Origin of the sequence: Pseudomonas baltica (genome assembly GCF_031880315.1) — a bacterium.
GTDB lineage: Bacteria > Pseudomonadota > Gammaproteobacteria > Pseudomonadales > Pseudomonadaceae > Aquipseudomonas.
In genome coordinates, this window is sequence record NZ_CP134771.1 from 3,885,512 (window position 1) to 3,902,299 (window position 16,788).

14 protein-coding genes and 1 tRNA gene are annotated in these 16,788 nt (G+C 62.7%); 8 read left to right on the forward strand and 7 right to left on the reverse strand.

Translation table 11 applies throughout. The annotated features are described in order from the left end of the window. Window positions 1–7: 7 nt before the first annotated feature. On the reverse strand, window positions 8–793 hold the full coding sequence (locus REH34_RS17465) for a transporter substrate-binding domain-containing protein (protein ID WP_226504124.1): 786 nt from the start codon (window positions 791–793) through the stop codon (window positions 8–10). Between the two features lie 442 nt (window positions 794–1,235). On the opposite strand from REH34_RS17465, the gene gabP reads away from it, so the two are divergent. Further along, window positions 1,236–2,645, forward strand: a complete 1,410-nt coding sequence (gene gabP / locus REH34_RS17470) for a GABA permease (protein ID WP_311968605.1) — start codon at window positions 1,236–1,238, stop codon at window positions 2,643–2,645. Between the two features lie 136 nt (window positions 2,646–2,781). On the opposite strand, the gene REH34_RS17475 is transcribed toward gabP, so the two are convergent. From REH34_RS17475 to REH34_RS17500, 6 genes are all read right to left on the reverse strand, one after another. Continuing rightward, window positions 2,782–4,668, reverse strand: a complete 1,887-nt coding sequence (locus REH34_RS17475; RefSeq protein ID WP_311968606.1) for an acyltransferase family protein — start codon at window positions 4,666–4,668, stop codon at window positions 2,782–2,784. Window positions 4,669–4,701: 33 nt separating this feature from the next. Further along, window positions 4,702–6,024 (reverse strand): hypothetical protein, encoded by a 1,323-nt coding sequence (locus tag REH34_RS17480; protein ID WP_226504127.1) that lies wholly within the window; start codon window positions 6,022–6,024, stop codon window positions 4,702–4,704. Between the two features lie 392 nt (window positions 6,025–6,416). Further along, window positions 6,417–6,492, reverse strand: a tRNA-Phe gene (locus REH34_RS17485). A gap of 91 nt (window positions 6,493–6,583) precedes the next feature. Continuing rightward, window positions 6,584–6,856, reverse strand: coding sequence for an oxidative damage protection protein (locus tag REH34_RS17490; RefSeq protein ID WP_311968607.1), 273 nt, complete (start codon window positions 6,854–6,856; stop codon window positions 6,584–6,586). Further along, entirely contained in the window at window positions 6,853–7,917 is a 1,065-nt protein-coding gene (gene mutY / locus REH34_RS17495; RefSeq protein WP_226504452.1) for an A/G-specific adenine glycosylase, read from the reverse strand. Before mutY ends, REH34_RS17490 begins: the two co-directional genes overlap by 4 nt. 41 nt (window positions 7,918–7,958) lie before the next feature. After that, a complete protein-coding gene (locus REH34_RS17500; RefSeq protein WP_311968608.1) occupies window positions 7,959–10,175 on the reverse strand; it encodes an AsmA family protein in 2,217 nt (738 codons plus the stop codon). Between the two features lie 306 nt (window positions 10,176–10,481). Between REH34_RS17500 and REH34_RS17505 the strand changes: the two genes are divergently transcribed. From REH34_RS17505 to REH34_RS17535, 7 genes are all read left to right on the forward strand, one after another. After that, window positions 10,482–12,137: an OFA family MFS transporter gene (locus REH34_RS17505; RefSeq protein ID WP_226504130.1), complete on the forward strand. Its 1,656-nt coding sequence runs from the start codon at window positions 10,482–10,484 to the stop codon at window positions 12,135–12,137. 195 nt (window positions 12,138–12,332) lie between these two features. Beyond that, window positions 12,333–12,926: an imidazoleglycerol-phosphate dehydratase HisB gene (hisB, locus tag REH34_RS17510; RefSeq protein WP_062379429.1), complete on the forward strand. Its 594-nt coding sequence runs from the start codon at window positions 12,333–12,335 to the stop codon at window positions 12,924–12,926. Beyond that, window positions 12,926–13,564: an imidazole glycerol phosphate synthase subunit HisH gene (hisH, locus tag REH34_RS17515; protein ID WP_226504131.1), complete on the forward strand. Its 639-nt coding sequence runs from the start codon at window positions 12,926–12,928 to the stop codon at window positions 13,562–13,564. The genes hisB and hisH overlap by 1 nt, the downstream gene beginning before the upstream one ends. Next, complete coding sequence (locus tag REH34_RS17520) at window positions 13,565–13,825, forward strand: DUF2164 domain-containing protein (RefSeq protein ID WP_226504132.1); 261 nt, start codon at window positions 13,565–13,567, stop codon at window positions 13,823–13,825. Window positions 13,826–13,938: 113 nt separating this feature from the next. Next, a complete protein-coding gene (hisA, locus tag REH34_RS17525) occupies window positions 13,939–14,688 on the forward strand; it encodes a 1-(5-phosphoribosyl)-5-[(5-phosphoribosylamino)methylideneamino]imidazole-4-carboxamide isomerase (protein ID WP_311968609.1) in 750 nt (249 codons plus the stop codon). A gap of 120 nt (window positions 14,689–14,808) precedes the next feature. After that, window positions 14,809–15,579, forward strand: a complete 771-nt coding sequence (gene hisF, locus REH34_RS17530) for an imidazole glycerol phosphate synthase subunit HisF (protein ID WP_226504134.1) — start codon at window positions 14,809–14,811, stop codon at window positions 15,577–15,579. 221 nt (window positions 15,580–15,800) lie between these two features. Further along, a complete protein-coding gene (locus REH34_RS17535; protein ID WP_311968610.1) occupies window positions 15,801–16,547 on the forward strand; it encodes an ABC transporter substrate-binding protein in 747 nt (248 codons plus the stop codon). Window positions 16,548–16,788: the final 241 nt, after the last annotated feature.

Genomic DNA, 16,788 nt, shown 5'->3' on the forward strand with positions numbered 1-16,788 from the left:
CCGTTCGTTATTGAATGCTGAACGGAAAGTAGCGGTCGTTGATTTTCTGGTAGGTGCCGTCGCGGATGATTTCCTGCAGCGCCTGATTGAGGCGTTCGCGCAGGGGATCGCCTTTGCGCACGGCGATGCCGATCTTGTCGGCGGCGTCGATGGGTTTGTCCTTGAACTCGTAGTTTTTGCCGGCGTCGGTCTTCAGCCATTCGAACGTGGAGTATTTGTCGGCCAGGATCGCGTCGAGGTTGCCGGCGGCGAGTTCGTCGTAGAGCTCTTGCTGGGTGTCGTACAACAGGATATTGGCGCTGGCGCCGAGGTTGTCCTGCAGCCAGCCGCCGGCGAACGTGTCGCGCTGGGCGCCGAGGTTCTTGCCGGCCAGCGAGGGCAGGTCGGTCGGCAGGTCGGTGGTGATGGGCGCCAGGAACTGCAGCTTGTTGGTGTAGTAGGGCGTGGTGAAGTCGACGGCTTCGAGGCGATCGGGGGTGATCGACATCGACGAGATCAGGAAATCGAAAGCATTGTTGTTGAGCGCGGGGATGATCAGGTCCCAGTCGGAGGTGACCACTGTGCATTCGACTTTCATCTTGGCGCACAGGGCGTTGCCGATGTCGACGTCGAAGCCCACCACCTGGCCGCCGGGGTCGCGGCCGTTGAACGGCGGGTGACCGGCTTCGACGCCCATGCGCAGCGTTGCAGTCGGTGGCGTGTCTGGGGTATCTGCGGTTTCGTCGGCCATCGCACTGAAGCTGAAAGCCAGGCTGGCGACGGCGGCCAGTAGCAGTTTGATGACGCTGTGCATGGGGATGACGCTCCGTGTGGCGATCCGGCGATGTTGCCAGCTTTGCGATATGAGCGGAAAGCGGAATTTGGATCGAACGGCAGTGTATCGGTTCCCTGATGGGTCGGGTGGCTGAATCAATTCTTCAGTAGTGGCACGAGCGTTCTGAATTTGCTCCGGTATTACCGTGAGTGCACCAAAGTGTTACTGAGTTGCTCTTTTTGGTGCGCTTTCTTCGTGCGCCAGTGGGTAGTTCCGTAATGGGTTGCACCTCTTTCCATAAATGCTAGCAATATCATGTGCTTGTTTTGCGGGCTCTAGCGCTAGGGTGGTGCAACTTTCATCTGGTGCTGAAACATTTTGGCGCATTTCTTGCGTAAATAATCTGCAACGGCATGTTGCTTTCCTTTAACGGGGCACGGGGTCGCCGGACTATTCGCCTATTTTTGCAAAGGTAGTCTCAATGAGCGGTACAAAATCCAACAATCTGGGGCAGGGGCTCAAGCAGCGCCATGTCACCATGCTGTCCATTGCTGGCGTGATTGGCGCTGGTCTGTTCGTGGGCTCCGGGCATGCGATCGCGCAGGCGGGGCCGGCGGTGCTGCTGGCCTATGCGGCGGCAGGGACGCTGGTGGTGCTGGTCATGCGCATGCTGGCCGAGATGGCCGTGGCGTCGCCCGACACTGGTTCGTTCTCCATCTATGCCGACCGTGCTATCGGTCACTGGGCCGGTTTCACCATCGGCTGGCTGTACTGGTGGTTCTGGGTACTGGTGATCCCCCTGGAGGCCAATGCGGCCGCCGGCATTCTGCACGCCTGGTTCCCAGGTATCGCGGTGTGGGTGTTCACGCTGGTGATCACCATTCTGCTGACCCTGACCAACCTGTTCAGCGTCAAGAACTACGGCGAGTTCGAGTTCTGGTTCGCGCTGGTCAAGGTGCTGGCGATCATCGCCTTCATCGTGCTGGGTGCGGCGGCGTTGTTCGGTTTGATTCCGGGCAGCCAGGTCAGTGGTGCGAGCCACATCTACGACACTCAGGGCTTCCTGCCTAACGGCATGGGCGCGGTCGTGGCAGCGATGCTGACCACCATGTTCTCGTTCATGGGGACCGAAATCGTCACCATCGCGGCGGCAGAATCCAAGGACCCAGGCACGCAAATCACCAAGGCCACCAACTCGGTGATCTGGCGGATCTTCCTGTTCTACCTTGTGTCGATCTTCATGGTCGTGGCCTTGGTGCCGTGGAACGATCCGCGCCTGGCGGCCGTTGGCTCGTACCAGACCGTGCTCGACCTGATCGGTATCCCCAACGCCAAGTTGATCGTCGATCTGGTCGTGCTGGTCGCGGTGACCAGCTGCCTGAACTCGGCGCTGTACACCTCTTCGCGCATGCTCTACTCGCTGAGCAAGCGTGGTGATGCCCCGTCCGCCGCCCAGCGCACCAGCAGTGCCGGTACGCCGTATGTAGCGGTGTGGATGTCGACTGCAGCGGCGTTCGTCGCGGTGTTCGCCAACTACGTGGCGCCGGCAGCCGTGTTCGATTTCCTGCTGGCCAGCTCCGGTGCCATCGCCCTGTTGGTGTACCTGGTGATCGCCGTGTCGCAACTGCGCATGCGTCAGAAGCGTGTGGCTGCGGGCGAGAAGATTGCCTTCAAGATGTGGCTGTTCCCGGGCCTGACCTATGTGGTCATCCTGTTCATCATCGGCGTGTTGACCACCATGGCCATCCGCCCGGCCAACCAGGTAGAGATTTTCGCTACCGGTCTGCTGACCATTCTGGTGGTGGCCGCTGGGCTGCTGGTGTCGCGTCGCCGCAAGGCGCTGCAGCCATCCGCTCAGACTACCGCGCAGAGCTGGACGCCTGAGCGTTAAGCAGCAGGCGAAAAAAAACCGCCGTCAGCGATGACGGCGGTTTTTTTATGGGCGCAGGGTTGTCTGGGCGGGCCTCTTCGCGGGCAAGCCTTGCTCCCACAGGGTAAGGCGCTGCTGCACGGTGGCAGCTATCAAATTATTTATACAACTCCGGCATCACATAATTCTTCACGATGTAGATCGAGCCCTTTTCGCTCAGGTGCCCGTCATCGATCTGCAGCAGCGAGTTGTCGTCCCCCAGCCGTACCAGGCACGAGTTGGCGATGCACAGCTTGTCGATCAGCGAGACGAAATCCACGCTGCGCGCATCGATGAGCTTGGGCATGGCGCGGTTGGCGGCCATGATCGACTGGTCCAGCGCCGCATCGGTGATATAGGCGTCGTTGCCGCCCCAGTGGCGGTTGGCGATCACGCTCGGCAGCGACGGTGCCCATTGCGGTAACGGCCCCATCAGCACGATATGTTTGACCCCGTAGCTCTTCAGGCGCGCAGCAATTTCGCCCCATTGGGTCTTGTCGTGGTCGCTCTTCTGCGCCATCACCACCACGTCCGGGCGCAACGCCTGGATGCTGCTCAGGGCCAGACGGTTGGAGTAGTTGCAGGCGATGCGCTTGTCGGTGCTGCGCCCGGTGTCGTCCGTGAGGCTCGGTTTGCAGCTGGCCGATGCCACCTGGTAGAACGGCGTACCTTTCGCCAGCTCGGTGCGCAGCCCCAGCGACAAGGCCTGGGCGTGGGAATCGCCCCACAGGAATACGCCGCCGTCGCCCTGCTTGCGGGTGCAGGCCGGGTCGATCGCCTGTTGATGGCGCTCGGTGAAGGCCGAGAAGGCATCGCACTTGAGCCAGTAGGACTCGTAGAGGTTCTTCTGCCGTGTGGCGTAGTCCTGCACGAAGCGCGCGCGGTCCGACACGCTGACGGTGCGTAATGGCGTGACAGCGCCCTCGGTGGCATTCACTGCGGCGGCGCCGACGAACACCGAGGCGATCAAGGCGCTGACCTGCGCGAAGGCCCAGCGCCGCTTCGGGCTGGCCTTGCGCGACGACGGGCTTTCGATGAACCGGTACGAGGCCGCCGCCACGGCAAAGGCGCAGGCGATTCCGCCGATGATGTGCGGCGTGCTGTGCAGCGAGCCCGCGTAGCTGAGCAGCACCACCACGGGCCAGTGCCAGAGATACAGCGAGTAGGAAACTTTACCGGTCCACTGCGAAAAGCGGTTGTTGGTGGCCACGCTGTCCTGTCGCGCCGCGACGATCATCGCCAGGGTCCCGAGCACCGGCAACAGGGCCAGGTAGCCGGGCCAGATGTCGTCCTCACTCAGCAGCCCGAAGCTGGCCACCAGCATCAGCAGCCCGGCGCCTTCGAGCAGGCGCTGGTGGCGCACGCCGAGCTTGAGCGGGTACAGGCAGGCCACACCCCCCGCCAGCAGCTCCCAGGCGCGCGAGGGCAGCAGATAGAACGCTGGTTGCGGCCACCACAGCGAACTGGCCACACAGAAGCCAAAGCCGGCCACACAGGCCGCCAGCACCACGCGACGCAGAGAGCGCAGCGGCATCAGTTTGCTGAGTGCCAGCAACGCGATGGGGTAGACCATGTAGAACTGCCACTCTACCGACAGCGACCAGGTGTGCAGCAGCCATTTTTCGTGGGCCGAGGCGGTGAAATAACCGGCCTCGTTCCAGTAGGTGAAGTTGGAGAAGAAACCCAGGCTGCTGGCGATGTGCTTGCCCAGTTGGCTGTACTCCAGCGGCAGCAGGTAGAACCAGCCAGCGCCCAGCAGTACCGCGCACAAGACTGCCAGCGCCGGGATGATCCGTTGCGCCCGCGATTTGTAGAAGGCCAGCAGGCCGAAGCTGCCGCTGTCCAGTTTGCGGAAGATGATGCCGGTGATCAAAAAGCCCGAGATCACGAAAAAGATATCGACCCCGGCAAAGCCGCCCGGCAGCCAGCCGGGGTTGAAGTGGAACAGCACCACGGCCACCACAGCGATGGCGCGCAAGCCGTTGATGTCTTTTCTGAAGTCCATGGTGCAGCTCCGGATTCGCCCCGCTGGGGGCGTTCAGGTCAGGTCGGGCAGATGGTCAGTGGTGGTCGGCGCATCGCGATTGTCCCGCAGGTCCTGAGCGCGGGCGGGGGTCGCCAGCAGCTTGGCCGATAGCGCGCGGCCGACTGCCAGGCCGAGGAACAGGTTGGAGGTGGCCACTTCGAACATGTCCGTGGTCCAGCCGATCATGATGATGCAGAAGCTGATCGCCAGCAGTGCGCGGCTCATCGGGTCCGGGCTGCGGATCAGCTTGAACAGCATCGGGATCTGCATCACGTACAGCGCTAGGCCGCCCAGCCCGAACAGCGCCCACAGGTACACGGCGCTGCTGTCGGAGCCGATCAGGCGTTCGGCGCCCACCACCGGAAACAGCGCCACGCTGCTGCCGAACAGGCCGAAGCCGGCGCCGGTGACACTCCAGTGGGCATCGTTCACGGCATTGAAGGCGTTGGGCCAAGTGTTGACCAGGCGATCGTAGAACGAAGCGAAGCCGCCGGGATGGCTCACGGCATTGGGGTCGAAGTCGTACAGCAGGCTTACGATCGGCAGCGCCAGCCCGATCAGCACGGTGATGATCATCAGGATGCGGCTGGTCCAGTGCAGGTTGAGCACCATCAGCAGTACCAGGGTCAGCAGGAATGCCATGGCCGGCGCCTTGCTGGTCGTCAGCACGATGCCGTACAGCGAAATCATGCCGATGATGAACAGGAGAATTTTCGAGCGCACGAACATCACCAGGTACAGGGTGTGCACGGCGATGATGATCGACAGCACGTTGGACACCCGGGCGAAGCCAGCCAGCCGATCGACCTCGTCCGCCGCCCAGGTGGTGTTGGCCGAGAGCTCCTGGCCGTTGAGGAAGTAGCTGTAGCCCTTCCACGGCAGGGTGGTGAATTTATCCGCCAGCACGCCGATCAGCGAAAACAACAGGCACAAGCTTACCGCCCAGCAGAACAGCCGCCGCCGATGCAGCAGGTGATCGCTGCACACCAGGCCGAACAGCAGCGGGCCGAAGTTGAACAGGGTGAAGGCGACGTTGTTGGGCGCCGCGCCATGCAGCATCGCCAGCAACGCCGAAAGCACCAGCAGCAACAGGCCCAGCCACAAACCACGCGAGCTCTTCATGGAGTGCAGCTCAAGGGCAAACATCGCCACGCAGGCGGCCTTGGGCATGTACATCAAGGCCGACAGCCCGGCCTGGTCGAAATAGAAGCGCAGGGCGCCGGAAAAGGTTTCGACCACGATCAGGCTGATGGCGACCCAGACCACCACGGTGGATTTGTTGAAGCTCAGCACCGAGGCCTTGGGGCGGCTGGGGTAAACGGGAGTCGACAGCATAGGCCAGCCCTCCTGGGCGTGAATTTGGCGAGAGTCGTGAATAGGCGGAGGAGGGTGCTACGTGCAGGCGAGACGCCATGCTACCGCCCATTGAGCGGGTGGCCGTCAATCGGTGGTTCGATGTTTGGAGAGGGGGTGTCGGCGGCGAGGCGTCGCGGCTGACAGCGGTTGGGGCCTGGGATGGCCATGGGCAACCGAGCGGACAGTTCACCGCCAATCGGGCGGGGTGTCAAACATTTTGTAAAACTTCCCGCCGGACGACTTGCGCGAGCGAGGCTTACCCGAGAAGAGGCCAGTGCAGCCACTGCCAAATCCCAGGCAATAAAAAACCCGCACTAGGCGGGCCTTTTAATGTTTTCAGATACTGCGAACACCACCTGAAAACTGAAGAGTGGTGCCCAGAGACGGAATCGAACCGCCGACACGGGGATTTTCAATCCCCTGCTCTACCGACTGAGCTATCTGGGCAACGGGGCGCATTAAACTGGTTTTTCGAGGAGTCGTCAAGCGCGAGATCAAAAAAAATTGCAATTAATACCGTCGCTTACGAAATTCCCCTTTATTCAGCGGGCGGAACGTAGCCGTCGGCCTGGGCGTATTCCTCGCCGGACAGGTACTTGTCCATCTCGCCCTGAAGGAATTTGCGGTCCTCGGTGTTCATCATGTTCAACCGGCGTTCGTTGATCAGCAGGGTCTGGTGCTTCTGCCAGTCGGCCCAGGCCTTGGCCGAGACGTGATTGAAGATGTCTTCGCCCTTGGCGCCTGGGTATGGGGGGCGCTCCAGGCCAGGCAGTTCTTCTTTGTATTTGCGGCAGTTAACGGTGCGGGTCATTGCGACTCTCCTGAATTCAAGACTTCGGCCGCGCGTTTGAGCAGTTTCTTCACGGGGGCGGCTAGGCCCAGGCGCGGCGGGGTGGCGAGGTTATACCAGAGCCAGTCGGCCTCGGCCACGTGGCTGGCGTCGGCTTGCACTTCCACCAGCCAGGGTTCGATGGCCAGCTGAAAGTGGCTGAAGGTGTGGGTGAGCGCGGGCAGGGCCTTGGGGGTGGCCATGTGCAGTGCGTGCTGGGCGGCCAGGTGCTCGATGTCGGCAAAGTCGTCCAGTTCCGGCAGGCTCCATAAACCGCCCCATAGGCCGGTGGACGGGCGCCGGTACAGGAGGATGGCGCCGTCGCGGGCTAGCAGCGGCATCAGCGTGCGCTTTTGCGGGATGCTCTTGCGCGGCTTGGGGATCGGGTAGCGGATCTCGAGGCCGAGCATGTGCGCCTCGCAGCTGCGCTCCAGCGGGCACAGCAGGCAGCTGGGCTTGCTGCGGGTGCAGAGCGTGGCGCCCAGGTCCATCATCGCCTGAGTGTAGTCGTTGACGCGGCTGTGGGGCGTGTAGAGCTCGGCATTGGCCCACAGCGCCTTGGCCACCTTCGGCTCGCCGGGGTAGCCCTCCTGCGCGGTGTAGCGGGCCAGCACGCGCTTGACGTTGCCATCGAGGATCGGCGCGCGCAGGCCCATGCTGATGCTGGCGATGGCGCCTGCGGTCGACAGCCCGATGCCGGGCAGTTCGACGAGTTTTTCCACGTCTCGGGGGAATTCGCCGCCGTACAGGGCCACCACCATCTGCGCGGTCCGTTGCAGGTTGCGCGCGCGGGTGTAGTAGCCCAGTCCGGTCCACAGGTGCAGTACTTCGTCTTCCGGCGCCGCTGCCAAGGCTTCGACGGTGGGCAATGCCTCCATGAAGCGGTCGAAGTACTGGAGCACGGTGCTGACTTGCGTCTGCTGCAGCATGATCTCCGAGACCCACACCCGGTACGGGTTGATGCCCTGCTGCCAGGGCAGGTCGTGGCGGCCATGGCGGTCGAACCACTCCAGCACGGCGCTGGAGAACTGTTCGGGGCTCATGCGCTGCCCGGTGTGCGGCTTTCCATCAAGGGGCAGTGCGTTCATCGTTTGAACAACCCGCGCAGGGCGTCTTTGAGTTGGGGCGTCACTTTGTCCCCGAGTTTCTCTTCGATCTTGTCGCCGATGCGGTCACCGGCAGCCTTGGCGGCGACCTTGGCCAGGCCTTCGCGGTCGATGCGGCAGGCCTTGGCGCCCAGCTCCAGCGGGCCGCGGCACAGCAGCGGGAATTCGAGGTTGGCGAAGTTCTGGTTCACTTCGCAGGCCGGGTCGGGCATGTCGCTCTTGTCGCCTTCGACCAGCACGCCGACGTGGTAGTCCATGCCCAGCACGCGCAGGTCGATGGTGCCGTTGCCGCTGACGCTCAGGCCCGGGATGGCGACCTTGAGGTCCTGGTTGCTGGCCACACCGTTGCGGATCGCCAGGCTGCCGCCCAGTTGCTGGAACGGCGTATCGCGCCCGCGCGGCGTGCCGTTCAGCGTCTTGCGATTGAGGGTGGCGATGCCCTGGCAGACTTGCTGCTCGAGGTTGGCGTTGACCAGCACACCGTTATTGATGGCGAACCGCGCATTGCCGTTGAGGCCTTCGATCAAGGCCTTCTGGCTGTTGCCGGTACTGGTGAGGTTGCTGTCCAGGGTCAACAGGCCGGTGATGGTCGCCTTGGGGCTCTGGGTCTTGATGAACTGCTCGACCGGCACGCGATTGACCTTGGTCTGCAAGGCCAGCGCGGGGGCTTCAGGGCGCACGTCGAGGCTGCCGTGGGTTTCGAAGCTGCCGTCGAACAGGCCGCCACCGAGGGTCTGCAGGGTCAGCAGGCCGTCTTGCGCCTGGGCCTTGAGCGTGGCGTTGGCGATGGGCAGCTTGTCGAGGGTCAACTGGCCGAAGCTCAGGTCAGCCTGCAGATCGAGGCCGCGCAGGCGTTCGATCGGTAGCAGGCGATCGTCGCTCCAGGCGCCCTTGCTGGGGGCATCTGGCAGCGGCGAATCCCCGGAGGCGGTGATCGCCGCTTCGCTGTCATTGACCTCGGACTGGCGCGCAGCGCTGACACTGGCGCTGTTCTGGCCTTTGGCAGGCAGGTAGCGGTCAGCGTCGAGCTTGTCGCCCTTGAGCTGCACCCGCAGCGACTGCTTGGCGAAGTCGTCCACCGCCAGGCGGCCAGTGTAGGTGCCGCCATCGAGCTGCAGGTTGAGGTCTTCCAGCGCCAGCGAGGTTTTCGAGCCGCTCAGGCGGGTGACCAGTTCGACCTTGTTGAGGGTGCTGGGGTCGGCCATGGCGGGCAGGTCGACGCCGATGCTGTCGAGAAAGGTGCGCAGGTTGAACTGGGCGATGGACAGGCCGCCGCTCAGTTGCGGGTTGCCGGACAGGTCGCGCAGGTGCAGCTCGCCCAGGGCGCGCAGCTGGTTGGCGGACAGCTTGAGGCCGGTCCAGTCGGCGACATTGGCGGCCTTGTCCAGCAGCAACTGGCCCTGGGCGCCGAAGGTCAATGTTTTGCCTTGCATCGGATCGCCCGAGGCTTCGCCGCTGAGCTTGAAGTCGCCGAACTGGTAGCGCTTCAGGGCGCGGTCGAAGCGCAGTTGGCCGGTGATCTCGGTGCGTGCCCGGAACTGCGGCATGTTGGTGCCCAGGAAGGCGGTGAAGTTGATCGGGATGTCGGTGTTGTCATGCACGGCACCGGTGCTCAGCTGGATGCTTTCGGCGCTGTATTGCCGGCCGGTCTGCTCGTCGACGTAGCGCACGGTGGCGTTGTTGACGGTCAGGCTGTCGATGTCGAGCCTGACCGGGCGCGAATTGTTGTCGCCGGACGAGGTCGCGGGAGCACTGGCGGGCGCGTTCGGGTCGGTGCTGGCCGGGGTGGGCGCGGGCTTGCCGATGTCTTCCCAGTTGCCGTGGCCATTGGCGTCGCGGTCGAGGCTCAGGTTGAGGCCTTCGACGCGGATGTCGCTCATCTGCACTTCACGGCGCAGTAGGGGCAGGACGCGCACCGAGAGGCCGAGCATCTGCAAGGTGGCGAACGGGGTCTTGGGGTTGCTCAAGGTGGCGACGCTGGCGTCGTGCAGTTCGAGGCCCAGCCAGGGGAACAGGCTCCAGCCGATGTCGCCCTTGAGGTCGAGCTCCACGTGCGCCTTGTTGCGGGCCAGCTGGCGGATCTCGTCCTTGTAGTCGTTGGGATCGAAGAAATGCGTGAGGGCGAAGCCCGCCGCCACAATGATCAGCAACAGCCCGAGTACGATGAGCCCCAGGATTTTGCCGAACGCTTTCATAGGCGAGTCCTTGTAGTTCGAAGTTCAGAATTCAGCCCGGGAGTATAACGTCCCTGCCGGCTTTTCAGGGCAGTGTAGAGCGCCGCGTCACGAATAAGACAAAATGCACTGGCAATGTGCTTTCACTTGGCAGGCCAGGTGGTAATCTTCCGCCTGATTGTGCATTCGTGCGACTAACTGTCGCATAAAGTGTCAGTTTTTCCGCAGGCCTGCCGATAAGACGATCGATTGCTTGCGTGCAACGGAGATCGCTGGGCAGTGGATGCTTCATGCGTCGTATAAAAAACACTTGAAGGGGTAATACAAATGAGCACGACACTTGCGGGCGGCGCGGAGTCTGCGCCGGCTTTCCTGTCCAAGGAGCGGATCATCGCCAAGCCCGGTTTCAACCGCTGGCTGGTACCACCGGCCGCGTTGGCCATCCACCTGTGCATCGGCATGGCCTATGGCTTCTCGGTGTTCTGGATTCCACTGTCCAAGGCGCTGGGCGTTACCAAAGCGGTAGCCTGCCCGGCGGACATGTCGTTCATCAGCCAGGTGTTCTCGTCCACCTGCGACTGGCCGATCTCCATGCTCGGCTGGATCTACACGCTGTTCTTCATCTTTCTCGGTTGCTCGGCAGCCATCTGGGGTGGTTGGCTGGAACACGCCGGCCCGCGCAAGGCCGGTGTGGTCTCGGCACTGTGCTGGTGCGGTGGCCTGGGGCTCTCGGCACTGGGTGTGTACACGCACCAGATCGTGCTGATGTGGCTGGGCTCCGGGGTGATTGGCGGTATCGGCCTGGGGCTGGGCTATATCTCGCCGGTGTCGACCCTGATCAAGTGGTTCCCGGACAAGCGCGGCATGGCGACCGGCATGGCGATCATGGGTTTCGGCGGCGGCGCGATGGTGGGTGCACCCTTGGCGGCAGCGCTGATGGGCCACTTCGCGACCCCGACCAGTGTTGGCGTATGGCAGAGCTTCGCGGTCATGGCCGTTATCTACTTCGTGTTCATGATGGCGGGCGCACTGCTGTATCGCGTGCCACCGACCGGCTGGAAGCCTGAAGGCTGGACCGCGCCGGCCAAGAGCACCAAGGCGATGATCACCAACCGTCACGTGCACGTCAGCGTGGCCTGGAAAACCCCGCAGTTCAGGCTGGTCTGGCTGGTGCTGTGCCTGAACGTTTCCGCTGGTATCGGCATCCTCGGCATGGCTTCGCCGCTGCTGCAGGAAGTGTTCGCCGGCAAGCTGCTGGGCAACACCCTGACCTTCAGCGAGCTGGACGCCGGGCAACTGGCGCAGATCGCTGCCATCGCCGCCGGCTTCACGGGCTTGCTGAGCCTGTTCAACATTGGTGGGCGGTTCTTCTGGGCGTCGTTCTCGGACTACATCGGTCGCAAGAACACCTATTTCGTGTTCTTCGCGCTGGGCGTAGCGCTGTATGCACTGGTGCCGACGCTGGGTCATCTGGGCAGCATCGCGCTGTTCGTGGCGGCATTCTGTGTAGTGCTGTCGATGTACGGCGGTGGTTTCGCCACGGTGCCGGCCTACCTGGCGGACCTGTTCGGTACGCAGATGGTCGGCGCTATCCACGGTCGCCTGCTAACCGCCTGGGCCGCCGCTGGCGTGCTGGGCCCGGTGTTGGTCAACTACCTGCGTGAGTACCAGTTGAGCATCGGCGTGCCGCGCGCAGCGGTGTACGACATCACCTTGTACATCCTCTCGGGCCTGCTGGTGCTCGGCTTCATCTGCAACGCCCTGGTGCGTCCGGTGGCCGACAAGTACTTCATGACCGACGAGCAACTGAAGGCCGAGCAGGCCATTGGTCATGACAAAGGCGCGGGCGGTTCGACCGTGCTGGAGTGGAAAGCCGATCCGAGCACCAAGCCCCTGGCCGTGGTGGCCTGGCTGGTGGTAGGGATTCCGTTGGCGTGGGGTGTGTGGGTGACGTTGCAGAAGACTGCGGTGTTGTTCCACTAAAAACTCTCGTCCCTGTGGGGCGCTGCCCGCGAAGCCTTGCCGCTTCGCGGGCAGAGCCCGTTGCCACATTGGGACTGCGGTGGGTGTTTAGCCTTTTATCCGATTTTTCGTCCATTTCACCGTTCTGTTTCTGTTTGGCGCCCGGCGGCCTATAATGCTCGCCTTTTTTCGCTCAAATGAGTTGCGGAGCTGGTGATGGCCGAACGTAAGGCGTTCGTCGAGCGCGATACCCTGGAAACCCAGATCAAAGCCTCGATCAACCTGGATGGCACCGGAAAGGCCCGATTCGATATCGGCGTGCCTTTTCTTGAACACATGCTCGACCAGATCGCCCGCCACGGGCTGATCGACCTCGACATCGAGAGCAAGGGCGACCTGCACATCGACGACCACCACACGGTCGAAGACGTGGGTATCACCCTGGGCCAGGCTTTTTCCAAAGCCATCGGCGACAAGAAAGGCATCCGTCGCTACGGCCACGCCTATGTGCCGCTCGATGAAGCGCTGTCGCGTGTGGTCATCGACTTCTCCGGCCGCCCCGGCCTGCAGATGCATGTCCCCTATACCCGCGCCACCGTTGGTGGTTTCGACGTCGACCTGTTCCAGGAATTCTTCCAAGGCTTCGTCAACCACGCCAACGTCACCTTGCACATCGACAATCTGCGTGGGCACAACACCCATCACCAGATCGAGACCGTGTTCAAGGCGTTCGGCCGCGCGCTGCGCATGGCCGTCGAGCTCGACGACCGCATGGCCGGGCAAATGCCGTCGACCAAGGGCGTGCTGTAATGCAGACGGTAGCCGTGATCGACTATGGCATGGGCAACCTGCACTCGGTGGCCAAGGCCCTGGAGCACGTCGGTGCCGGCAAGGTACTGATCACCAGCGACGCGGCCGTCATCCGTGAAGCCGACCGCATTGTATTCCCCGGCGTTGGCGCGATCCGCGACTGCATGGCCGAAATCAAGCGCCTGGGCTTCGACGACTTGGTGCGCGAGGTCAGCCGCGATCGGCCGTTCCTCGGCATCTGCGTGGGCATGCAGGCCTTGATGGACCGTAGCGAAGAGAACGCCGGCGTCGATTGCATCGGCGTCTTCCCCGGCCAGGTACGCTTCTTCGGCAAGGACTTGCATGAAGACGGCGCGCACCTGAAAGTCCCGCACATGGGCTGGAACGAAGTCGCCCAGGCGGTGGATCACCCGCTGTGGCACAACATTCCGGACTTGGCGCGCTTCTACTTCGTGCACAGCTTCTACATCGAGGCGGCCAAGGCAGGCCAGGTGGTCGGCCGCGGCCATTACGGCCTCGATTTTGCCGCCGCATTGGCTGAAGGCTCACGCTTCGCCGTGCAGTTCCACCCGGAGAAAAGCCACACCCACGGCCTGCAGTTGCTGCAGAACTTCGCCGCCTGGGATGGTCGCTGGTAAATGGCCAAGCCGAAAAAGCCGCCGATTCTCACGCTCACGCCCGAGCAGGAGAGCGAAGCCAACCACAAGATCAAGCGCTTGATGCAAGAGCGCTTCGATCTGGACCTGGGTACCTTCGAAGCGGCCGAGATCCTTGAGCTGTTTACCCGCGAAATTGCTCCGCACTATTACAACAGGGCGATTTTCGACGCTCAGGCGCTGGTCAAAGAGCGCTTCGAGAGCCTCGAAATCGACCTGTGGGCGCTCGAGAAGGACAGCTGAAGAAGAGCAGCTTCAAGCTTCAAGCAAAAGCCAGACGCTGTATCTCGACTCGACGCAAAACCTCTTGCAGCTTGCAGCTAACAACTTGCAGCTCTTTTGACGAAGGAAAAAGCATGCTTATCATTCCCGCTATCGATCTCAAGGACGGTGCCTGCGTGCGCTTGCGCCAGGGCCGTATGGAAGATTCCACGGTGTTCTCCGATGATCCGGTGAGCATGGCGGCCAAGTGGGTCGATGGCGGCTGCCGTCGGCTGCACCTGGTAGACCTCAACGGCGCCTTCGAAGGCCAGCCGGTCAACGGCGAGGTGGTCACCGCCATCGCCAAGCGTTACCCGCACCTGCCGATCCAGATCGGCGGCGGCATCCGCTCGCTCGAGACCATCGAGCACTACGTCAAGGCCGGCGTCAGCTACGTGATCATCGGCACCAAGGCGGTCAAGCAGCCGGAGTTCGTCGCCGAGGCCTGCAAAGCCTTCCCGGGCAAGATTATCGTCGGCCTGGACGCCAAGGACGGTTTCGTCGCCACCGACGGCTGGGCTGAAATCAGCACCGTGCAGGTCATTGACCTGGCCAAGCGCTTCGAGGCAGATGGCGTCTCGGCGATCGTCTACACCGACATCGCCAAGGACGGCATGATGCAAGGCTGCAACGTGCCGTTCACTGCCGCACTGGCCGCTGCCACGCGGATTCCGGTGATCGCTTCCGGCGGCATCCACAACCTGGGCGACATCCGGGCTTTGCTGGACGCCAAGGCACCGGGCATCATCGGCGCCATTACGGGGCGCGCGATCTATGAAGGCACGCTGGATGTGGCTGAGGCGCAGGCCTTCTGCGACAGCTATGAAGGCAGCGGCAAGCTTTAAGCGGCAAGCTGCAAGTAACGGCAGTCCGCAATCGCCTTTACTTGCAGCGCCACGTATCACCAGCCACCCGCGATCAGCTTGCAGCTGACAGCTTGCAGCTCTTAATCGGAGATTAAGCCCATGGCCTTGGCCAAACGCATCATCCCCTGCCTTGACGTCGACAACGGTCGGGTGGTCAAAGGCGTCAAGTTCGAGAACATCCGTGACGCGGGCGATCCGGTAGAAATCGCCCGCCGCTACGACGAGCAGGGCGCGGACGAGATTACCTTCCTGGACATCACCGCCAGTGTCGATGGCCGCGACACCACGCTGCACACCGTCGAGCGCATGGCCAGCCAGGTGTTCATCCCCCTGACCGTGGGCGGCGGTGTGCGCACCGTGGCGGATATCCGCAACCTGCTCAACGCCGGTGCCGACAAGGTTTCGATCAACACCGCCGCAGTGTTCAATCCCGAGTTCGTCGGCGAGGCAGCAGCGCGTTTCGGCTCGCAGTGCATCGTCGTCGCCATCGACGCCAAGAAGGTCTCCGGGCCTGGTGAAGAGCCGCGCTGGGAAATCTTCACCCATGGCGGTCGCAAGCCCACCGGGCTGGATGCAGTGCAGTGGGCGATGAAGATGGAAGGCCTGGGGGCCGGTGAGATTCTGCTGACCAGCATGGACCAGGACGGCATGAAGAACGGCTTCGACCTGGGCGTGACCCGGGCCATCAGCGATGCGCTGGGCATTCCGGTGATTGCTTCGGGAGGTGTGGGCAACCTTCAGCACTTGGCCGATGGCGTGCTGCAAGGGCACGCGAGCGCGGTGTTGGCGGCGAGTATCTTCCACTTTGGTGAATACACGGTGCCTGAAGCCAAGGCGTTCATGGCGGCGCAGGGGATTGTTGTTCGCTGATTTTTTGCATGACGTGACGGCCCCTTCGCAAGCAAGCTTTGCTCCCACAGGTGCATGACTCCGGAGTGGTGTGCACGGTAGGAGCAAAGCTTGCTCGCGAAGAGGCCCACAAGTACGACGCACATCATTCCCGGGTGATGGCAATTAGCCTCATTGCTGCTGGACAGATGCATCATCCCCCGGCACTCTGCTAGTTGCCGTGTCTGTGGGGGTAAGCGTTCATGTTCAATCGTCTGATGTTCGTTCTGTTGTGCTGCTGTGCATTCGCGGTTCGTGCGCAGGACACGAGCGACCAGCCCATCGTGCTGCTCACCGAAAACTTCCCTCCGTACAACATGGCTGACGACGGCAAGAACTTCGCCACCGACACGCATATCCGCGGTATCGCCGCCGATCTGGTGCGCGAGATGTTCAAGCGTGCCGACATTCCCTACAGCCTGACGTTGCGTTTCCCTTGGGAGCGCATCTACAAGCTCGGCCTGGAGAAGCCCGGTTACGGGGTCTTCGTGATGGCGCGTTTGCCCGAGCGTGAGAACTCGTTCAAGTGGGTCGGGCCATTGGGGCCGGATGACTGGATCCTGCTGGCGCGCGCGGACAGCCCCATCAAGCTGGAGACCCTAGCCCAAGCTCGCAGGTACAAGATCGGTGCCTACAAAGGCGATGCCATCGAGCTCAGCCTGACCGAGAAGGGTATGAACCCGGTGATCGCCCTGCGCGACCAGGACAACGCCAGCAAGCTCAAGGCCGGGGAAATCGACCTATGGGCCACGGGTGATCCGGCGGGGCGTTATCTGGCGCGGCAGCTGGGCATCACCGACCTCAAGACCGTACTGCGCTTCAACAGCGCATCGCTGTTCTTGGCGCTGAACAAGAACACCCCGGACGAGGTAGTCGCCAAGCTGCAGATGGCCCTGGATGAAATGCGCAGCCAAGGGTTTGTGGATGAGGTGATGGGGCGGTATTTGTAAGGCGTGGTGGCCCATTCGCGGGCAAGCCTTGCTCCTACAGAGACCTGTAGGAGCCAGGGCGCGCGTTCGCCGGCGAAGGGGCCTTTGAGGCCCCTATCACTGCCCGTCGACCTGCTCGGGCCGTCCCGCCGCAGGATCCATCGGCGTCGGGTCAGGCGAACCAAAGTCTGGATCCGGCCCAGGTTCCGGCACTTCGTTCGGATCACCCGACGGCACCGTGATCGGCGTGGGGGCAGGCACC